This is a genomic window from Rhodobacter sp., assembly GCA_020637515.1.
In the GTDB taxonomy this organism is placed as follows: Bacteria; Pseudomonadota; Alphaproteobacteria; order Rhodobacterales; family Rhodobacteraceae; genus Pararhodobacter.
Map to the genome: position 1 here is coordinate 664914 of JACKKG010000001.1, position 17979 is coordinate 682892.

Genomic DNA, 17979 nt, shown 5'->3' on the forward strand with positions numbered 1-17979 from the left:
CGCCTCAGCCCCCCATCGCCGCGCGCGCCAGAACCCCGCCGTCGCGGAAATCGGCGCCGTTCGCCCAGCACGAATGCGTCCCCGAGGCCATCTGATGCGGCAGTTGCACCCGGCAGACAGGACCCTCGGCGAACCGCTTGCAGTCGATCAGCGCAACCTCGGACTTGCCGGTCTTTTCGTTGATGATGAAGGTCACCAGATAGCCGTCGTCCTCGTCCTTTGCGTTGACGCGCGGGGCAAAGGGCGCCTCCGAGGCGAACTGCCCCTCGGGCAGCGTGATCTGCCAGCTTTCGCCGGTTTGCAGGTCGGTCTTGACGTAGCCGTTGAAGATGAACCAGCCCGGAACCTGCAACGCCGAATAGGCAAAGCGATAGGGCAGGCCCGCGTATTTCTGGTTGAACATGCCGAATTCCATGATCCGGTCATCCAGTCGCTGTTCGGTCGTCTCGCCGGTTTTCAGGTTGAACCGCCAGCGATGCAGCTTCGTGCCCATCTTGTGCTGGTCCAGATAGGACATCATCCGCTCATACCCGGGCTTTGCGCCCTCGTAATTGGTCGGCATCGGGTCTTCCTGGAAATAGCCGTCCAGGACGATCTCGTCGCCTTCCTCATAGGCGTTGAGCCAATGCAGGACAAAGGTCGGCGCGGCCTCGAACCACATGATGTCCTCGGGCTGGCCACGGCGCGGGATGATCGCAAAGCGCGAGGGTTGGTCCTTGTAGAACCGCACCACATGCTTGTCGCGCTTCAGGGCCTCTGGGTCCCAGTAAAGCGGGAAATCGTTGAGGATCGCATAGTTCTGGGTAAAGGCCATGTCATGCGGCAGGCGCGGCCCGGGCAGCGGCACCGGGACGTAATGCACCAGGCGGTCGTTGCGATCGACCACGCCGTAATGCATGAACGGCGGCTTTTTCGAATAGTTGAAGAACAACAGCTCGCCGGTGTGTTCGTCAACCTTGGTATGGGCCGAGATCCCGTCCTCGGGCGACCAGTCGGGGATGCCGGCCTCGTCCAGCGTCAGCGGGTCCATGCGATACCCCTCGCCGCACTGGTAATAGGTTGTCAGCGCCTTGCCCGCGTGCACAACCACGTCGGTCGAGCTGGCGTCCTTCAGCGCACCATGCGCGCCCCAGCCGGGCCGCTTGGACAGGGCGGGGTCCTCCATCAGGCCAGCCCACAGACGCTCGCCGGCCTCGATCTCGGCCGCCAACCCCTTGGTTTTCACGAAACGGTTGCGATACTGAACCTTTCCGTCACGGAAAGCGGCCATGTGGATCATGCCGTCGCCGTCAAAGGGATGATACCGGCCCAGCGCCTGATGCAGCGGGTTCTGCGTGTTGCGCAGATAGACGCCGTCGATGTCCGTCGGGACCTGACCTTCCAGAACCACAAGGTCATCGGCGTTGACCTCGTCGTGTTGGGGGCTCCAGGGGCCTTGCAGATAGGGGTGATCTCCGGGTTCGATATTGCCTTTGAACCGCTTGACGACTTCAACGCTCATGGTTCGATCCCTTGTGTTACGGCGACAATAGGTAACGTTGTTGAACCCATGATTCCGACGAAACGTTATTCTGTCAATAATCTTTTCGGCTTGCGCGGCATTTCCCTGATTCGCCGTTCCGGCAGGCGGAACAGGACGGGAAGCGCGTCACAGACGGTCCAGATACACGGGCCGCAGCGGGGCCAGCGCCGCCTGCCCCTCGGGCGAGAGCTGGCCGTAGACCGTCAGCGCGCGCGGCTTGATGACGCCGAACAGGCGCCGCGCATAGAGCCGGTTGAACGTGGCGACATGCGCCATCATCGCGGCCTCGTCGGCGTAGCGTTCCAGGATGTGGCAGGCCGTGCCGTCGGCGGTGACGAACCAGTCATAGAGCTGGCAACCCGGCTCGTCGGCGCGGGTGGCGGCGGTCATCTCTTGCATCAGGGCCACAAGATCCGGGCGCTTGCCGGCGGGCAGGTCGGCCTGCATCACCCAGGTGATCGCTTGGTTTGTCATGGTCGGTCCTCAATGTGGCAGGTTGAACAGGTTGACCAGCGCCAGCGAGACCGCCGGAAACGCGATCAAGAGGCCCAGGCGGATCAGGTCCGCCACGATGAACGGCGCCACGCCGGCGTAGATCGTGGACAGCCTGGTGCGCGGCAGCATCGCCTTCATGACAAAGACGTTCATGCCGATCGGCGGGGTTATCATCCCGATCTCGATCACCATCACGGTCAGGATGCCCCACCAGATCGGGTCATAGCCGTAGCCCAGGATCAGCGGGTAGACGAAGGGAATGGTGATGACCATCGACGAGATCGTCTCAAAGATGGAGCCCAGGATCAGATACATGATCATCAGCAAGATCACGACCCAGATGCCCGGCAGGCCGGTGTCGCGGATGCCGGTCACGATCACCTCGGGCAGGCCCGAAATCGTCACCGCATAGGTAAAGATCGAGGCGCCGATGGTCATCAGGTAGATCATCGAGGTCGTCGCGGCGGTCTCGCGCAGGGCCGCCCAGAAGCCGGGCCAGGTCAACCGCCGGCGCAGCAGCGCGATCAGGAACGCCAGGAAAGCCCCGACCGAGGCGGACTCGTTGACCGAAAAGACACCGGCATAGATCCCCCCGGTCACCACGATCATCAACAAGATCGCGGTCCAGCCATCGCGCAGGGCGCGCAAGGATTCCGACCAGGGCTGCCGGTCGCCCGCCGCCGCCAGATCGGGATTGCGCCGCACCAGGATCAGGATCGTCAGCACATGCAGCGCGACCGCCAGCAGGCCGGGCAGCAACGCGGCGACGAACAGCGTCTTGACGAATTGCTCGGTCAGCACGCCATAGAGCACCAGGATGATCGACGGCGGGATCAGCATTCCCAACGTGCCCCCTGCGGCGATCGACCCGGTGGCCAGCCGTTCCGAGTAGTTGCGCTTCATCATCTCGGGCAGGGCGATGCGCGTCATGGTCGTCGCCGTCGCCACCGACGAGCCGCAGATCGCCCCGAAACCCGCGCAGCCGCCGATGGTGGCCACCGCCAGCCCGCCCCGCACATGCCCGAACAGCGCCTGCGCGATCCGGTAGAGATCAGAGCTGAGCCCGCCGACAGTGGCGAAGCTGCCCATCAGCAGGAACAACGGGATCACCGCCAGTTCCGTGCTGCCGACCTTGCCCACGGTTTCGGTTCCGAACAGGGTCAGCGCGGGGGTCAGGTCGCCCCGGATCATGCCAAAGGTCGCAACCCCGGCAACGCCCATCGCCACGCCGATGGGAACGTGCAACAGGATCAGCAGCAGCATCAACCCCATGCCGATCAGCCCGATGGTGGTGGGATCCATGGCTCAGACCTCTGACTCGGTGGTGGTATAGCCCAGCGCCTCGGCCAGGATGACGAACATCTGCGCGGGCACGCAGGCCCAGAAACAGGCGGTGGCGATCCACCACCAGGGCGCAATCGGCAGGTTCAGAACCATCGTATACTGGTGGTTTGCCGTCACGCGCAGGGCGTGCCGGGTCATGAACCAGGCGATGGCCAGGAACATGAGCCCGGTCATCAGCGCGCCGAACACCTCGAGCGCGCGGTTCGCCCAGGCCGGCAGAATCGACCCCAGAAAGGTCACCTTGATCTGCCGACGCTCCAGCAGACCGGCGGGAAAGCACGAGGCGATGATGAGAATCGTCAGCAATCCGGCGATGTCGGCGGCGCCGCGGATCGGCTGGCCAGTCGCCTCGCGCAGCACGATGTCGGCAACGGACAGTCCCGCGACCAGCAACAGGCACAGCACCCCCGCCGCTGCCGCGGCGCGCGAGATCAGAAGAAACGGACGTTCGATGGACTGCACGACTTGCCTCGGGGTCTGTCGGGAAAGGGCGAGGGGCCGGGCCAGAAGAACCCGGCCCCCGCGAAGCGTGGCTTACCGGGCGCGGATGTCGTCCAGCTTTGCCGTATAGGCCTCGATCAGACCGGGCGAGGCGGCGGCGGCCACCCGGTCGATGACCGGCTGCACGCGCGCCGCGATCGCAGCCCGTTCGGCATCCGAGGGGGTCACGACGGTATGCGCGGGATCGGCGCGCCAGGCGGCCATATTGGCGTCGATCGCCGCGCCGTATTCCGCGATCTGGCGATCCGCGATGAACTGCCCGCTTTGCGCCAGCAGGTCCTTCACGGGGTCGGGCAGCGAATCATAGACCCCCCGGTTCATGACGATGGCAAAGACCAGCACGCCCAGGTTGGCGTCATAATGGTTCGGCGCCACATCCGCGACGCGGAAGGTGCGCGCGACCGAGGCATCGGTCATCGCCCCGTCGATCAGGCCGCGGTCGATGTTTTCGGCCATTTCGCCCGCACCCAGGTTTTGCGGCACGCCGCCCAGGGCCTCGATCACGGCGGTCTGGATCTGCCCCGCCACGCGGATGCGCCGCCCGGCCAGATCGTCGATCGTCGGCATCGGGTCGCGAGTGTGGATCTGATACGCGCCCGAGGAATACATCGCGACGACATAGTAATCCTCGTAGCCGCGCAGGCGCCCCTCCTGATGGAGTTCGAGCGCGGCCAGCGACCCCTCGCGCGTGTCCGTGGCGAAACCCGGCAGTTCGAAGACGTCGAAATCGGGGAACACGCCGGGCGTGTAGCTGGGCACGGTCAGCGCCAGATCGGCCACGCCGTCCGCCACCATCTGGGCCTGGGCCAGCGGATTGCGGCCCAGCGTGCCGCCCGCGTAAAGCGTGATCTGCACATCGTTCGCGGCGGCGCCGGCGTTGAACCAGTCTACCCAGGGCTGATAGATCCGCTGCACCGTCGGCGAGGCCGCCGGAACGAACACGGCAAAGGCCAGGTCCCGCGCCATGGCCACCGGGGCGGCGAGAGTCAGGGCGATGCCGGCGGCAAGGCCGGTCAGGGTTCTCTTCAGCATTGGTTTCCTCCCTGTTGCTGATGAGGACGGCGGATCAAGCGACCGCGCCATCCGATTCCGCCAGCCAGCGGGCCAGCGCCTTGCGGTCCAGTTTCGCCAGGGGCGTGCGCGGCAGTGCGGCGCGGAATTCCAGCCGTTCGGGCCATTTGAACTTGGCCAGACCGGCGTGGTCGCAGAAGGTCTTGACCTGATCCAGGGTCAGCGTCCGGCCGGGCTGCATTGCCACGAACAGGCAGACCTTTTCGCCCATCTGCGCGTCGGCATAGGCGGCGACCGCAACCTCGCGCACGCCGGGCAGCGCCGACAGGGCGTTGTCCAGTTCGACGGGCGAGATCTTCATCCCGCCGCGCACGATCAACTCGCGCAAGCGGGCGTGAAAGCGGATCAGCGTGCCGCAATGCGCGATCTCGAACAGGTCACCCGACGGGAAATAGCCGTCCGCCGTGAACCGGCTGCGGTCGAACCCCGCGCGCGAATAATAGCCGGGCAGCAATGTCGGCCCCTTGAGATACATCTCGCCCAGGGCGCCGGGGGTGCTGACCGTCTTGCCCGTGGCCGGATCGACCAGCTTGAAGGTGCCGCCGTTGGCCGTGCGCAGGCCGGGGGTCCAGCTTTCATCGCCGTCGCGTGGAAAGAAACTCGCGCGCTGGCGCGGGTCCGGAACCCGCGCGCCCGAGGAACACATCTGCGCCCCCTCGTTCGAGCCAAAGAAATTGACCACCGGGATCTCGAATTCGCGTTCGAAGAATACGAACACCTCAGGGTCCGGCGGTGCCGATCCGGTGCCCAACGCGATCAGCCGGTGCAGCGCGGCGTGCAGGCCAGGGTCCCGGGCCTGTTCGCGCAGGTAGACCAGGACGGTCGGCGCGACCATCGTATAGGCGACATCTTCGGACTTGAGCTGGTCCAGGAACACGCCCACGTCGAACGGGTGATGCAGGATCAACGCGCCGGCGGTGCGCATCCAGCACATCATCAATCCGCCCACCGCGGCCGCGTTCACGAACGGAAACGGCGCCAGGACATTCGCCCCGTCGGGCAGGTCAAGCAGGCGCCAGGCCCCCAGCGAACTGGACATCATGTTGTTGTGCGTCTTTGGCACCGCCTTTGGCACCCCCTCGGTCCCCGAGGTCCAGAACACCGCGAACAGGTCGTCCGCGTCGAGAGGCACCGCCCCTGGTGCTGCCGCCGTGGCGGTATCCAGGGAAACCACGCCCGCCGGCAGGCCGTCGCCCAGGCCAAAGCGCCGCACGCCGTCTGGCAGGGCGTCGATCCGCTCGGCGTAATAGGGCTGCCCCTTCAACGTCGCGACCGAGATGTAGGCATCGAACGCGGCCACCTGCGCCAGGTCCCGCAACTCGGCCGAACGATAGGCGATGGAGATCGGGCTCAGCACCGCGCCGATCCGCGACAGCGCCAGATACAGGATCACCGTTTCCACGATGTTGGGCAGTTGCGTCGCAACCAGCGCGCCGGGCCCGACGCCCTGCGCCTGCAAGACGCCCGCCAGGCGATCGACCTCGGCCCGCATCTGGGCATAGGTCAGCCGGCGGGGCGCGCCCTCGAACACCTCGGCCCGGTTCGGTGCATCGACCAGCGCCAGACGGTCGGGCACGCGCGCGGCGGTCTCGGCGAACATCGCCGGCAGCGTCACCTCGCCCCACAGACCCAGCGCACGGTAATGCGCGCGGTCTTCGGCCGAAAACGGGCTGGTCATGCGCAAAGCTCCCGCGTGCGGGCCCTTGCGGCCTGATATTCACCGACCAGCCGTTCCACGATCGCGGCGGCGGGTTCGACGCGGGCGATCCGGCCCACGCCCTGACCGGCGCCCCAGATGCCGGACCAGGGCTTGACCGCCTCGTCCTTGCGTCCGGTGAAATTCATCTTGGCGACCGTGAACTCCAGCTGGGCCGGGTCCAGCCCCCGGGCGACCATCGAGGGTTTCAGCATCGACGCCCGCGCGCCGGTAAAGGCCCGGGTCACCATCAGGTCGGTTGCGTCCGAATCGACGCACATCTGGCGGTATTCCGGGGCCGCCATGTTTTCCTCGGCCGCCAGGAACGCGGTGCCGAGATAGGCGAAATCGGCCCCCAGAACGCGCGCCGCCAAAATCGCCTCGCCGGTGTTGATGGCCCCGGCAAGTGCGATCGGCCCGTCGAAGAACTGGCGCACGCGCTCGACAAAGACCATGGGGCTCAACTCGCCGGTATGACCGCCGGCACCGGCACAGACCAGCACCAGCCCGTCGGCGCCGGCCTCGACCGCCTTTTTCGCCAGCGCGACCGAGATGACATCGGCAAAGACCAGACCCCCATAGCCATGGACCGTCGGGATCACCGGCCTGGGGCTGCCCAGCGCGGTGATGACCACCGGCGGGCGGTGAATCGCCACCTGGTCCAGATCGCCCGCCAGACGCGGGCTGGTCGAATGGGTCACCAGGTTCAGCGCCCAGGGGGCATCGCCCGGCCCCAGCCGCGCGGCGATCTCGGCCATCCAGTCGCCCAGTTCGGCGCTGCTGCGCAGGTTGGGTGCGGGAAAGCTGCCGACGATCCCCGCCTTGCAGCACGCCACCACCAGATCGGGGTTCGAAACCAGGAACATCGGGGCGGCAATCGCCGGCAACCGAAGGGTGCTGAGATCGGTCATAGGGACTCCAGAAATGCGCGCAGATGGGTGGCAACCAGTTGGGGGCGCTCCAGCACCGGCATGTGGCCGACGCCATCGAGCAGGACAAAGCGTCCGGCGGCGACCCCTTCGGCCACCGCGCGCCCGGCATCGGGGGGCGTGACCGTGTCCTCGGCGCCGGTCAGCACCAGAACCGGGCAGGCAATCGCCGCAAGCCGGGCGGTCTGGTCCGGCCGGCCGGCCAGGGCGGCCTGATGGGCCGCGAAAGTCTCGATCCCGGTGGCGTCCGCCATGCGCAAGATCGTGTCCCGCAGCACCGGGTCCGCACGGCGCGCCGCGGACAGCATGGAATCGGCGATGCTGGCGGCCAGCGCCGGCATGCCCTCGCGCCGGGCCCAGGCGGCGACCTTGCCCCTGAGCGCGGCCCCCTTGGGCGAATCGGCGGCGGCATTGGTGCCGATCAGGACCAGACCCGCGACCCGGTCGGGCACCCGAAGCGCCAGCGCCAGCGCCAGATAGCTGCCCATCGACATGCCCACCAGCACCACCGGTTCAGTCGAACCCCCGGTCAGTCCCTCGGCCAGCGTGGTGACGAGCGACTCAAAGTCGTCGCCCTGCGGCAACGCGACCGCGCGGCCCTGCCCCAGGGCCGAAAGGACCGGGTCGAACAGACCGGGCGTGCAAAGCAGCCCGGGCAGGCACAGCACTGGCGGCATGGTGGTCCTCTCCCTCATATCCACATTGCTAGACTGTTCTCGCAGATCCGGTCAAGACGAAACTCCATTTTTCAAAACTATGTTTTGTTAAACGGAACGAATACCCGCAATTTCCTAGGAAATTCCGCTATTTCGTCTGACGATCGGGCCGGTCTCGCGCGGGTTTCGGTCTCGATTGACCGAGATTTGCTTGACGTCGCGATCAACTCTCGGCATTAGTGGTCTAGTTAAACACATAACCGGAGCGCCGCATGTCCCACGAACCCGACCTTGCCGTGACCGCCGCCAATGTCCGGATGTTCGCACCGGACGGCACGCCGCCGCCGGATGCTCCGGGCTGGATCTGGCACTACGACCACCCGTATCTGCACGGCCCCTTCGCGCCCACCGACATCGAATACGACGCCGACGATCTGGTGGTCGAGGGCGAGATTCCGGCCGATCTGTGCGGCGCCTATGTCATGAACGGCCCCTCGCAGCGGTTCGAGCCGGTGAACGACAAGTATCACTACTACGACGGCGACGCGCTGCTGAGGGCGATCTATTTCCGCGACGGCAAAGCCAGCTTCCGGCAGAAGTATCTGCGCAACGGCGCCTTCATCGTCGAGGACAAGGCCGGCAAGGCGATCTGGCCGGGTCTGGCCGGGCCGTATGACTTCCGCCTGCCCGGCACGCCGATCAAGGATGTGTCGAACACCGACGTCATCTTCTACAACGGCAAGCTGCTGTCGCTGTGGTACATGGCGGGCGATCCCTATCAGATCGACCCGCTGACGCTGGAAACCGTGGGACGCGAACGGCTGGGCGGAAAGCTGAAGCACCACGTTTCGGCGCATTCGAAAAGCGATCCCTTCACCGGCGAGATGTTCTTTTTCAACTATCAGGACGAGCCGCCCTACATGTCCTATGGCATGGCCAATCCGGACGGCACCCTCAGGTTCGACGTCGATATCGACCTGGCCGGGCCGCGTTCGCCGCACGACATGGGCCTGACGGAAAATTACGCGATCCTGCACGACCTGCCGTTCTATCACGACGTGGACCTGCTCAGGAAACACGGGCGGCGGGTGATGGGCTTTCACCGCGACGTGCCCGCGCGGTTCGGTCTGATCGACCGGTTCGGCCGCTCGCCAAAGGTGCAGTGGTTCGAGGCCAGCCCCTGCTACATCCTGCACATCTCGAACAGTTGGGAAGAGGGCGAGTGGGTTCATATGACCGGCTGCCGGCAGGACAACCCGATGCCGATGAAGGACCCCGCCGACAAGCATCTGGCGTCGATGATGGCCTACCGCCGCCGCACCCATGTCATGTACAAGTGGAGCTTCAACACCCGCACCGGCGAAACCCGCGAGGGCGAGATGGACGACCTCAACACCGAGTTCCCCACCGTCAACGCCAATTTCGTCGGCCGCAAGACGCGCTATGCCTACAACCAGATTCTGCCCCTTCCGCATGAGGGGTCGCTGGAAGGGCGCTGCCAGACCTTCAGCGGGTTCGTGCGCTACGATCTCGAGGGCGGGGCGATGCAGCGCTATGACTATGGCGCCGGGGTCTACGGGTCCGAGGCGCCGATCGCCCCGGCCCATGGCGCCACCCGCGACACGGCCGAGGGCAAGGCCTATGCCGTCAGCTTCGTCACGGATTCGAACGACTGGTCGTCGGCCTGCCTGATCTTCGATGCCGAGGACATCACCCGCCCCATTGCCAAGGTGAAGATCCCGCGCCGCATCTCCATCGGGTTCCACACCACCTGGGTGGATGGCGCGCAGATCTGGCCCGCCGCTTGAGCCTGCGCATTGCCAAGGTGGCGCACCCGTGCTTGGGTGCGCCGCATGGATGACGGCGAACACATCGTGACAGGCCCGCCCGCGACCTCGCTCAGGCGGGCGCTCATGGTGCTGGCCGATCCCTGGACCATGCTCATCCTGAAAGAGCTGTTCAACGGGGTCCGCCGGTTCAGCGCCTTTCAGCGCGCGCTGAACATTCCCAGGCAAACCCTGTCCTTGCGTCTGGCGCATCTGTGCCGCGAGCAGATGATGTATCGCCGCCCCACGGGTCCCGGCCATGCGGCGATGGATTATGCGCCCACGGCAAAGGCGCTGGATCTACAGGATGCGATGTATGCGATCTGGCTGTGGCATCAGTCGAATCCGGGCAGCGCCGCGATCCTGCCCTTCGACATCGTGCACCAGACCTGCGGCCATGTGCTCAGCGCGCATTGGTGCTGCACCGCCTGCGACGCCCCGGTCACCAGTGACGCCGTCACCATCCAACGCACCCAGCCCGACCAGATCGAAACCGACCCGCGCCCGCGCCTGGCGCGCCGCAACGACGCCAGCGTCACCGCCGGTTCGGATACCGACGGGCTGGTCGCGGCCTCGCTGGTCGGGGACCTGCCCTGCAACGAGATCCTGTATCTGCTGTTCCAGGAACCGCGCCACATGCTGTCGATCGCCCAGGACCTGGCGCTGGGGCCGGGGATCGTCCGCGACAGGCTGGACAAGCTGAAGGACCTGGGGCTGATCCACGAAGAGGCGCAGGGCCGCCGTCTGGTCTATTCCGTTCTGCCCCGGGCCGAGGGGTTCTACCCGCTGCTTCTGGCCATTGCCGACTGGGGCGATCGCTGGTGCAACGGCGGGCAAGCGCCGCCAGACCTCAGGGTGCACGCGTGTGGCGCGATCCTGCGCGCGCGCTACAAATGCGACCATTGCGGCGCCTGGCTCAGCCGCGAAACGCTGCGCATCCGGCCTCGGGGTGGTTGAGTTCCGTCTTTCGGAACAATATTCTGACATTCGAAACGAACCCCGGAGCCGCCCGTGACGCCCCCCGACGACGAAGACGAGACCCCGGACGACCCCAAGTTCGTCAGCGCCCTGTCGCGCGGGCTCTCGTTGCTGCGCGCCTTTCGCCCCAGCGAAACCTGGCTGTCGAACCACGCCTTTGCCCAGCGCACCGGCCTGCCCAAGGCAACCGTGACGCGCCTGACCTATACCCTGTGCAAGCTGGGCTATCTGCAACAGGGCGAACCGGGCGGGGAATACCGCCTGGGGCCGGGCGTTCTGACCCTCGGGTTCGGGGTTCTGGCGGGCATGGAGCTGAAAGACCGCGCCGCGCTGGAACTGGCCGACCTCTGCGCCGGCGACAATCCCAATGTCGCGGCCGCGCTGGGCGAACGCTATGGCCAGTCGGTGGTCTACCTGGCGACCCATCGCTCGCCCAATTCGGTGTCGATGGTGTTCCACCTGGGCGCGCAGGTGCCGCTGTTTCACAGCGCCATCGGCCGCGCGATCCTGATGGGCCTGCCCACCGCGATGCAGGACACGCTTCTGGACGAGGCCCTGCGCCAGTCACCGGCCGACCGCCACGACCGGCTGCGCAACGGCCTGTCCCGCGCGCGCGAGGATTTCGCGCGCTGGGGGTTCTGCACCTCGTTCGGGGAATGGCGCCCCGAGATCAACGGCATCGCGGTGCCGGTGATGCCCGTCCAGGGCCAGGCGCTGGCTGCCATCAACGTCGGCGGCTTCGCCTTTCTCAATCCCGAGGCCATGCTGCTGGACACCTATGCGCCGCGTCTTCTGCGCGCCGCACGAACCCTCAGCCTGAGGCCACCAGACCATGAATGACCCGATCGAAACGCCCCGCCGCCCTGGCTTTACCGGCCACATCGGGATGCGCAGAGCCGGCTTTGCGCAGGATTACGCCCAGTTCGAGCTGACCCTTGGGCCTGAGCATCTGAACCCGCTGGGCATCCCGCACGGCGGCGTCTACGCGACGATCCTGGACACCGCGCTGGGAAGTTCGGGCAGCTGGATGGGCGATCCCGACCGGTTCCTGCCGTCGATCACGTTGAACCTGAACGTCAGCTACCTGTCGCAGCCCAAAGGCGGCACGCGGCTGACCTGTGAGGGGCGACGCGTCGGCGGCGGGCGCAACATCTTCTTTGCCGAAGGCGAGGTGCGCGACGAGACCGGCCAGATTCTGGCCAGCGCCACGGGCACCTTCAAGCTGGTCAAACCGCGCGCCTGACGGCACAGGCGCGCGGCAACCCGTTTGTCACTTTTCGGGGGTCACTTTTCGGGGATCAGGCCGCGCGGCGCGAACCTCAGCACCACCAGCAGGATCAGCCCCATCGTCATCAGCCGCATGTAGGCCGCCGAATCCAGCAGATGCGCCCGCAGCGCCGAATCTGCCGGCATGGCCGAGGTCCCGACGGTAATCAGCCATGTGCCGATGGGCTCGACCTCGACCCACAGGAACCAGATCAGGAACCCGCCCAGAACGGCGCCCCAGTTGTTGCCCGATCCGCCGACGATCACCATCACCCAGATGAGGAACGTGAAGCGAAGCGGCTGATACGCGCCCGGCGTCATCAGGCCGTCCAGCGTGGTCAGCATCGCCCCCGCCAGCCCGCAGATCGCCGACCCCAGGATGAACACCTGAAGGTGCCGCGCCGTGACGTTCTTGCCCATCGCCCGCGCCGCGGTCTCGTTGTCGCGGATGGCGCGCATCATCCGGCCCCAGGGCGCGCGCCAGGCGCGTTCCGACAGCCACATGATCGCCGCCAGCACGACGATGAACAACGCCGCGTAGCACAGTTTGACGAACAGCGACGAGGCCTCGACCGTGCTGAGCCCGAGCCAGTCGGCCCAGCCCTGGAAGGTGACGCTGTTTTGCAGGTCCACCTCGTAGGGCACGGGGCGCGGCAGGCCGTTCACGTTGCGCACGCCGCGCGACAGCCAGTCCTCGTTCTTCATCACGGCGATGATGGTCTCGGCGATGCCCAGGGTGGCGATGGCCAGATAGTCCGACCGCAGGCCCAGGCTGACCTTGCCGATGACCCAGGCGACACCCGCCGCCATGGCCGCGCCGACCACCCAGGACAGCAGCACCGGCAGGCCCGCGCCCCCCAGATAGCCGGCCGAGGCCGTGTTGGTGCCTTCGACCGCATCGACCGCCGGGTCCAGCACCGCGCGATACAGCACGAAGCCCACGACCAGGACCGCGATCAGGGTCAGGGTCCGGCCCCAGCCCGGGCGCATCCGACGCCAGACCTGCACCGCCGCGACGATGGTCAGCACGCCCAGCGCCAGGCCGCCCAGGATGCCCAGGCCGCCCGCCGCCCAGGCGTCATGCACCGGCGGCATCGAGGTCAGCACCACCGCCAGCCCCCCGACCGCGACGAACCCCATGGTGCCGACCGAAAAGAGGCCCGCATAGCCCCACTGGATGTTCACCCCCAGCGCCATGATGGCCGAGATGAGGCACATGTTCACCAGCCCCATGGCCACCGACCAGCTTTGCAGATAGCCGACCAGCAGCAGCAGCACCGCCATGATGGCAAACAGCGTGATATTGCGAAGGTTCATAGCGATTGCCCCTTGAACAGGCCGGTCGGACGGATCAGCAGCACAACGACCAGCAGGACGAAGGACACCGCGAATTTGTAATCCGTGGACAGCAGCTGGACCAGCCCGTCAGGGGCCCAGCTTTCCGGCAGCAGGTATTGCAGGAACTTGCGAAAGGCGTAGGTCACGCCCACTTCGGACAGGGCGATGATATAGGCCCCGACCACGGCCCCCACGGGATTTCCCATGCCCCCCAGGATCGCCGCCGCGAACATCGGCAGCAGAAGCTGGAAATAGGTGAAGGGCTTGAAGCTTTTGTCCAGCCCGTAAAGCGTGCCCGCGACGGTCACCAGAACCGCCACGATCAGCCAGGTGATGACCACCACGCGCTCGGGGTTGATGCCGGACAGAAGCGCCAGATCCTCGTTGTCGGAATAGGCGCGCATCGACTTGCCCGCCCGCGTGCGGTTGAGGAACCAGAACAGGCCCGACACCACGATCAGCGTGGTGACGATGGTGATGACCTGGCTGACGCGCAGGCCCAGCCCCTCGTCCAGGCCCGTCGCATCGCGAAAATCACGCACCGTGAACAGGAAGCGCGCGCCATCGGCGAAATTCTGGTCGTTGGGCCCGATGATGAAGCGCACCAGCCCGTTCAACACGAACATCACCCCCAACGAGGCCATGACGACAACGATGGGCTGCGCCTTGACCCGGCGATAGAAGCGATAGACCGAGCGGTCGATCAGCAGCAGCATGATCGCCGTCGCGACGATGCCCGCAGGCAGGGCCAGCAGCGCCGAGGGCAACGGACCCAGCGACACACCCCAGCCTTGCAGCAGCCAGGTGACCAGCACGACGACCATCGTGCCAAAGGCCATGATGTCGCCATGCGCGAAATGCGAGAACCGCAAAATGCCGTAGATCAGCGTGATTCCCAAAGCGCCCAGCGCCAGCTGGCTGCCATAGGACAGCGCGGGAATCAGAACGAAGTTGGCCATGAGGACCAGGGCGTTCAGAATATCCATGTCGAAGCCTTTCCGGTTTCGATGGGGAAAGAGGCGGGCACACGGTGCCGGGTGTCAATGCGGGCCCGATCGCGGGAGGTCTCACGCATCCTGAAAATCCCCGCAATTGCCGTGCATCACCCAATCGACCTTGCCATCGAGCCCGACAAAGGTCAGCTCGACGGTCGGCGGCGCCCGCTCGATGCGCAGCATGAAGGCCCCCGAGTCATGATCCGCACCCCAGAGCACATGAGTCGAGTCGAAATCGAGCAAGCTCAGCCCCAGGTCGATGTCGCCCATGTGGAAGCCGATGACCGCGTCAATGGGCGTGCTGCGCTGTATCCGCGCCACGACCTCGGCGGGTTCGCACAGGCCATCGCTGGCACAGCGTTGGTCGAACCGGCAGTCGGCGGTTTGAAACGCCAGCGCCGCGCCGGGGGCCCCCAGGGCCATCAACGCAACTGTCCTGGATAGGGAAAACCGCATCGTTAACCCCCCAGAAAGGACCGGCGGACCTCGGGGTCGGCCAGCAGGGCCTGTCCGGTATCCGTGAACCGGTTGGCGCCTTGCACCAGGACATAGCCCTTGTGCGCGATCTCCAGTGCCTGACGGGCATTCTGTTCGACCATCAGGATGGAAATCCCCGTGCGCGCGATCTCGATGATGCGGTCGAAGAGTTCATCCATGACGATGGGCGACACGCCCGCCGTGGGCTCATCGAGCATCAGCACCGAGGGTTTGGTCATCAGCGCACGGCCGACGGCCACCTGCTGGCGCTGCCCGCCCGAAAGCTCGCCTGCCGCCTGGCGGCGTTTGTCGCGCAGGATCGGGAACAGCGCGTAGATCTGCTCCATCGTGGTGCGATAGTCGTCCTCGCGTATGAAGGCGCCCATCTCCAGGTTTTCCTCGACCGTCATCGAGGGGAAGATGTTGTTCGTCTGAGGAACGAACCCCATCCCCTTGGACACGCGGGCCTGCGGTGACAGGCCGGTGATGTCCTCGCCGTTCAGCCGCACCTGACCCTTGCGCAGGTTCAGCATCCCGAAAACGGCTTTCATCGCGGTCGATTTGCCGGCCCCGTTGGGCCCGACGATCACCGCGATCTCGCCCTTGTCCACGGCAATCGTGCAATCGTGCAGGATGTCCGCGCCACTGCCATAGCCGCCGGTCATGCTGTCGCCGATCAGCACCGCCTGGGGATCGGGTTTGACGGGATGTTCAGACATGCCCCACCTCCGCCTTGACCTTGTTCTTCAGACCGGTGCCCAGATAGGCCTCGATCACCTGTTCGTTGGCCTTGATCTCGTCCAGGGTGCCCTCGGCCAGGACCTTGCCCTCGGCCATGCAGATCACCGGGTTGCAGATACGGCCGATGAAATCCATGTCGTGCTCGATCACGACAAAGGTATAGCCGCGCTCCTGGTTCAGGCGCACGATGGCGTCGGCGATGGTGTTCAGAAGCGTCCGGTTCACGCCGGCGCCGACCTCGTCCAGAAAGACGATCTTGGCGTCGGTCATCATCGTGCGCCCCAGCTCCAGCAGCTTTTTCTGCCCGCCGGAAATCTGGCCCGCCTTTTGATCGGCGATGTGGTCGATGGTCAGGAATTCCAGCACCTCGTTGGCGCGCCGGCGGATTTCCTCATCCTCGAGTCGCACGCGGCGGCGCTGGAACCACGCCGACATCAGCGATTCGCCGGCCTGCCGCGCGGGGACCATCATCAGGTTCTCGCGCACGGTCATCGAATGAAACTCGTGTGCGATCTGAAAGGTCCTGAGCAGGCCCTTGTGGAACAGCTCGTGCGGTTCCAGCCCGGTGATGTCCTCGCCGGCCATGGTGACCCTGCCCGACGTGGGCTTCAGCACCCCGGCGATCACGTTGAACAGCGTCGTCTTGCCGGCACCGTTCGGGCCGATGAGGCCCGTGATCGACCCTTCGGCAATTTGCAGCGTCGCACCATCGACGGCATGAAAGCCGCCAAAGTGCTTGTGCAGATTCTCCACCCTGATCATGGGCGTTCTCCTGATAGGGAACAGCCCGAGACCGCGCAGCAGTCTCGGGCCATCCCTGTTTCAGTTGTCGGTGACGATCAGCGGAAACGAACCGTGGTGAACTCGTTGCCCTGGATTTCCAGCTCGCGGTAGTTGCCCGCGCTTTCACCCGGTCCGATCAGTTCCACGGCCGAGGCGCCGACATAGTCCACGTCGCCACCCGCCGCGATCACTTCCAGCGCGTGGGCCAGCTGGCCGGGATAGATCTGCTCGCCCGGCGCGTTGGCCACGTCCATCACGTGATCCTTGTAGTCGGCCGAGTTGGTCGAACCCGCCGCCGCCATGGCCAGCATCATCAGCGCCGCCGCGTCATACGATTCCGGCGCAAAGGCCGAGGTCCCGTCGATGCCGGCCGCGCTGGCCAGGTCCTGGAACATCTGCGTGCCGGGGTTGTCGGCGCCCGGAAGCTGGCCGTAGGACCCTTGCAGTTCCGAACCCATGGCGTCGATCAGGCTCTGGCCGATCATGCCGTCGGTCAGTTCGAACGTGTCGAACGCGCCCAGATCCAGCGCCGAGCGGATGATGCCGCGGCCGCCCTGGTCCACATAGCCGGCAACGACCAGAACGTCGCCGCCCGCCGCCGCCAACGCGGCGACTTCGGCCGAATAGTCGGCCTTGCCGTCTTCGTGGCTGGCAACCATGGTCACGGTGCCGCCGGCGGCCTCGAACGCGGTCTTGATCGCGTCGGCCAGGCCCGCGCCGTAGTCGTTGTTGGTATAGGTGATGGCGATCGAGTTGACACCGCGGTCACGCAGGATGCTGGCCGCGATCTGGCCCTGGCGCGCATCCGAGGGCGCGGTGCGGAAGAACAGGCCGTCATCCTCGGCGGTGGACAGCGCCGGCGAGGTCGCCGAGGGCGAGATCATCACCACGCCGTTGGGGCGCGCGGCGTTCTGCAGGATGGCGCCGGTCACGCCCGAGCAGTCTGCCCCGACGATGCCGTGGATGTGGTCCGAGGTGATGAGGCGTTCGGCCGTCGCCACCGCCAGACCCGAATCGATGCACCCGTCGTCGCCGCGCACCGGCACGATATTGCCCAGCGTGAACAGACCCGAGGCGTTCACTTCGGACATCGCCAGTTCGGCGGCAGCGGCCATGGTCGGGGTGATGGATTCCAGCGGGCCGGTGAAGCCCAGGATGACGCCGATATTCACGTCATCGGCATAGGCGGCACCAGCGGTCAGACCGGCGATCGCGGTCGTCAGCAGGAATTTTTTCATGGTCTTATCCTCTCCCAGTTGGGCTTTTTTGTTTGGTCGCCCGGAACCGCCCGCCCATTTGTGGCGGTCACCGGGGACATACCCCCATTTCAAGCCTATCTTTCAGAGGCACTCAACGCCCTT

General features: G+C 65.9%; 18 protein-coding genes. 4 read left to right on the plus strand and 14 right to left on the minus strand.

Features of this window, described 5'->3' with window-relative positions; genetic code table 11:
* Positions 1-4 precede the first annotated feature (4 nt).
* From H6900_03200 to H6900_03235, 8 genes are all read right to left on the minus strand, one after another.
* The gene (locus H6900_03200) at positions 5-1501 is read right to left on the minus strand and encodes a carotenoid oxygenase family protein (protein MCC0072276.1); all 1497 of its coding nucleotides are present in this window, start codon (positions 1499-1501) and stop codon (positions 5-7) included.
* 147 nt (positions 1502-1648) lie between these two features.
* Positions 1649-1996: an antibiotic biosynthesis monooxygenase gene (locus tag H6900_03205; protein MCC0072277.1), complete on the minus strand. Its 348-nt coding sequence runs from the start codon at positions 1994-1996 to the stop codon at positions 1649-1651.
* Positions 1997-2005: 9 nt separating this feature from the next.
* Entirely contained in the window at positions 2006-3319 is a 1314-nt protein-coding gene (locus H6900_03210; protein MCC0072278.1) for a TRAP transporter large permease, read from the minus strand.
* A 3-nt stretch (positions 3320-3322) separates the two neighbouring features.
* Entirely contained in the window at positions 3323-3823 is a 501-nt protein-coding gene (locus H6900_03215) for a TRAP transporter small permease (GenBank protein ID MCC0072279.1), read from the minus strand.
* A 72-nt stretch (positions 3824-3895) separates the two neighbouring features.
* Positions 3896-4894, minus strand: a complete 999-nt coding sequence (locus H6900_03220) for a TRAP transporter substrate-binding protein (protein MCC0072280.1) — start codon at positions 4892-4894, stop codon at positions 3896-3898.
* Positions 4895-4928: 34 nt separating this feature from the next.
* Entirely contained in the window at positions 4929-6611 is a 1683-nt protein-coding gene (locus tag H6900_03225; protein ID MCC0072281.1) for an acyl--CoA ligase, read from the minus strand.
* Positions 6608-7540: a nitronate monooxygenase gene (locus H6900_03230; protein MCC0072282.1), complete on the minus strand. Its 933-nt coding sequence runs from the start codon at positions 7538-7540 to the stop codon at positions 6608-6610. The genes H6900_03225 and H6900_03230 overlap by 4 nt, the downstream gene beginning before the upstream one ends.
* Positions 7537-8253, minus strand: coding sequence for an alpha/beta fold hydrolase (locus H6900_03235; protein MCC0072283.1), 717 nt, complete (start codon positions 8251-8253; stop codon positions 7537-7539). Before H6900_03235 ends, H6900_03230 begins: the two co-directional genes overlap by 4 nt.
* Positions 8254-8486: 233 nt before the next feature.
* Between H6900_03235 and H6900_03240 the strand changes: the two genes are divergently transcribed.
* The 4 genes from H6900_03240 to H6900_03255 are packed head-to-tail and all read left to right on the plus strand — an operon-like array spanning position 8487 to position 12261.
* Positions 8487-10022 carry a carotenoid oxygenase family protein gene (locus tag H6900_03240; protein MCC0072284.1) on the plus strand — a complete coding sequence of 512 codons (1536 nt, stop codon included), beginning with the start codon at positions 8487-8489 and terminating at the stop codon, positions 10020-10022.
* A gap of 45 nt (positions 10023-10067) precedes the next feature.
* On the plus strand, positions 10068-10997 hold the full coding sequence (locus H6900_03245; protein MCC0072285.1) for a winged helix-turn-helix transcriptional regulator: 930 nt from the start codon (positions 10068-10070) through the stop codon (positions 10995-10997).
* A gap of 54 nt (positions 10998-11051) precedes the next feature.
* Positions 11052-11858 carry an IclR family transcriptional regulator gene (locus H6900_03250; GenBank protein MCC0072286.1) on the plus strand — a complete coding sequence of 269 codons (807 nt, stop codon included), beginning with the start codon at positions 11052-11054 and terminating at the stop codon, positions 11856-11858.
* A complete protein-coding gene (locus H6900_03255) occupies positions 11851-12261 on the plus strand; it encodes a PaaI family thioesterase (protein ID MCC0072287.1) in 411 nt (136 codons plus the stop codon). Before H6900_03250 ends, H6900_03255 begins: the two co-directional genes overlap by 8 nt.
* 41 nt (positions 12262-12302) lie before the next feature.
* Here the strand turns inward: H6900_03255 and H6900_03260 are convergent, their stop codons facing one another.
* The 6 genes from H6900_03260 to H6900_03285 all read right to left on the minus strand — a co-directional run bounded on the left by H6900_03260 (position 12303) and on the right by H6900_03285 (position 17856).
* Positions 12303-13601 carry a branched-chain amino acid ABC transporter permease gene (locus tag H6900_03260; GenBank protein MCC0072288.1) on the minus strand — a complete coding sequence of 433 codons (1299 nt, stop codon included), beginning with the start codon at positions 13599-13601 and terminating at the stop codon, positions 12303-12305.
* Entirely contained in the window at positions 13598-14608 is a 1011-nt protein-coding gene (locus H6900_03265; GenBank protein ID MCC0072289.1) for a branched-chain amino acid ABC transporter permease, read from the minus strand. Before H6900_03265 ends, H6900_03260 begins: the two co-directional genes overlap by 4 nt.
* A gap of 81 nt (positions 14609-14689) precedes the next feature.
* A complete protein-coding gene (locus H6900_03270; GenBank protein MCC0072290.1) occupies positions 14690-15040 on the minus strand; it encodes a hypothetical protein in 351 nt (116 codons plus the stop codon).
* A gap of 35 nt (positions 15041-15075) precedes the next feature.
* The gene (locus tag H6900_03275) at positions 15076-15813 is read right to left on the minus strand and encodes an ABC transporter ATP-binding protein (GenBank protein ID MCC0072291.1); all 738 of its coding nucleotides are present in this window, start codon (positions 15811-15813) and stop codon (positions 15076-15078) included.
* Complete coding sequence (locus tag H6900_03280) at positions 15806-16597, minus strand: ABC transporter ATP-binding protein (GenBank protein ID MCC0072292.1); 792 nt, start codon at positions 16595-16597, stop codon at positions 15806-15808. The genes H6900_03275 and H6900_03280 overlap by 8 nt, the downstream gene beginning before the upstream one ends.
* A 77-nt stretch (positions 16598-16674) precedes the next feature.
* Positions 16675-17856 carry an ABC transporter substrate-binding protein gene (locus tag H6900_03285; protein ID MCC0072293.1) on the minus strand — a complete coding sequence of 394 codons (1182 nt, stop codon included), beginning with the start codon at positions 17854-17856 and terminating at the stop codon, positions 16675-16677.
* Positions 17857-17979: the final 123 nt, after the last annotated feature.